At 45.6% G+C, this 1,723-nt stretch carries 2 protein-coding genes; one reads left to right on the forward strand and one right to left on the reverse strand.

Features of this window, described 5'->3' with window-relative positions:
* Positions 1-102: 102 nt before the first annotated feature.
* Entirely contained in the window at positions 103-360 is a 258-nt protein-coding gene (locus KDK14_RS13800) for a hypothetical protein (protein ID WP_257265751.1), read from the reverse strand.
* 362 nt (positions 361-722) lie between these two features.
* Here KDK14_RS13800 and KDK14_RS13805 point away from each other — a divergent pair, with 362 nt between their 5' ends.
* Positions 723-1,685, forward strand: a complete 963-nt coding sequence (locus KDK14_RS13805; protein ID WP_257265752.1) for a DUF3943 domain-containing protein — start codon at positions 723-725, stop codon at positions 1,683-1,685.
* Positions 1,686-1,723: the final 38 nt, after the last annotated feature.

The raw sequence follows: 1,723 nt of genomic DNA on the forward strand, positions 1-1,723 counted from the left end.
GCTACGGCTATGCTCCCTCCGTTGTGCCTTGCACAGTACCTGCCCAAGTAGCCAGAAATATTCGATTCCATATGGCCAGCTACTTAGCCTTTTTTTTGTTCGTTAGCGCATTTCATCAAGAATCATAAAACTCAGAAACGTAGTGGGTAAGGCAATAATCATAATAACCGGTGGGACCGGATTAAACAGCATGAGAGTCCCTGCTACCAACCAGATTGTTCTTACCCAGCTGCGCTTGATGCGCTCTTTTCTTGAGATGATGCGACCATGAGGCTGGACCAGTTTACCCAGTAACTGGTTAACCAGGGTAGAAAAAAAAATCTGCGCAATGGCAGTGATCAAGACAAGAAGATATCGCATAAGATGCCTGACTATCTGGTCAACAATATCGGAACAGCAGGACAACGTATCTTCTGGAACCGAGCAATGGAATTAACGCCGTTTGATTCGAAAAACGATCAAATAATACCAAGACAATAAAATCACGTTAGCTTACTCCATCGGCATTTGGCATTTTTTTATGATGATTTTGATGAAGGCCTTGTGATTCTGTGAAAAAAGGGGTTTTCATTCTTTTTCACTGTGTTGGTACGTTTGAACTCAGCCTTTGAAAGCGTTGACCGCTTTGCCAGCTATAAAAATATGGTCTATAAAAATTGGTTTGCTTTCATAAGACTCTGGAGCTGAATTCAGCAAACAACGCTGTGTTGATGTCGCATCATATGAAGAATAATACCCAAACGATAAAAAGCCTGTTGATTCTTCTTGCCTCCCTTTTTTTGTTATCAGGATTATTGGAGCCCGGGTTTGCAGATGATTGCAACCCTGATCAGCTGGCTTCACTGCCCGTTTTACATGATGTTATGGCGGCCTGCCAGACAGAAGTAGTGAGCCGGCATCAGCTGCAAAATGATCCTGCCAGTTGTCCACAGTCATTTGAGCTGCAATCTCCGTTGTCTGCGGATGACTGGCGTTGGTCCCTGAAGGATAAAGACAAAGGTTGGGACATCACCCTATTTGACAAGTACCCGGAAGAGAATCAGGCCAGACTTTGGTACCAAACCAAAGTGACCTTTGGTCTGGCGCTCGGTGCGCTGGGAGTGATCGCCCTGTTGCCAGAAAGTGTGTCCAAATGGGATAAATCGGAAATCAGACCCTTCAGCAAGTGGTGGCACAATGTCAAGTCAGGGCCTGTATGGGACACCGATCAATGGTACATCAATTACATCGGGCACCCTTATTTTGGTGGTGTGTATTACGTTCTGGCCCGTTCATCGGGCTATAACCAGTGGAACTCCCTTGTTTATTCATTTTTGATGTCCACTTTCCTGTATGAATATGGCATTGAGGCAACCTGTGAGCCTCCCTCCATTCAGGACATTATTGTGACTCCCCTTGGGGGCTGGCTCTACGGGGAATGGGCTTACCAGAAAAAACTGAAAATTCTGGATAATGACAGTGAGGTGATGGGCTCCCGGACGTTAGGTTCAACCGTACTGTTTCTGTTGGACCCGGTTGAAAAAATCAGCCAATGGATCAGTGGTGTCACAGGCGGGGAGACAATACAACATTTATCGATTCGTTTAAGCGTTTTGCCACCAACTTATCGTTTTTCCCCTAACCGGAAAAAGCTGCTCGACGTTGATGAACGTTACTTGGGTGTTGAGGTTTCATTTAATTTCTGAAAATGGCCCTGGGAGCAGGGCGACAGAATCGGTCGAAC

The sequence above is a fragment of the Endozoicomonas sp. ONNA2 genome, from assembly GCF_024606365.1.
Classification (GTDB): Bacteria; Pseudomonadota; Gammaproteobacteria; order Pseudomonadales; family Endozoicomonadaceae; genus Endozoicomonas.

What these genes read in the sequence shown, in the direction of transcription:
- KDK14_RS13800 (WP_257265751.1), bottom strand. Translation starts at nt 360, where the DNA reads ATGCGATATCTTCTTGTCTTGATCACTGCCATTGCGCAGATTTTTTTT.
- KDK14_RS13805 (WP_257265752.1), top strand. Translation starts at nt 723, where the DNA reads ATGAAGAATAATACCCAAACGATAAAAAGCCTGTTGATTCTTCTTGCC.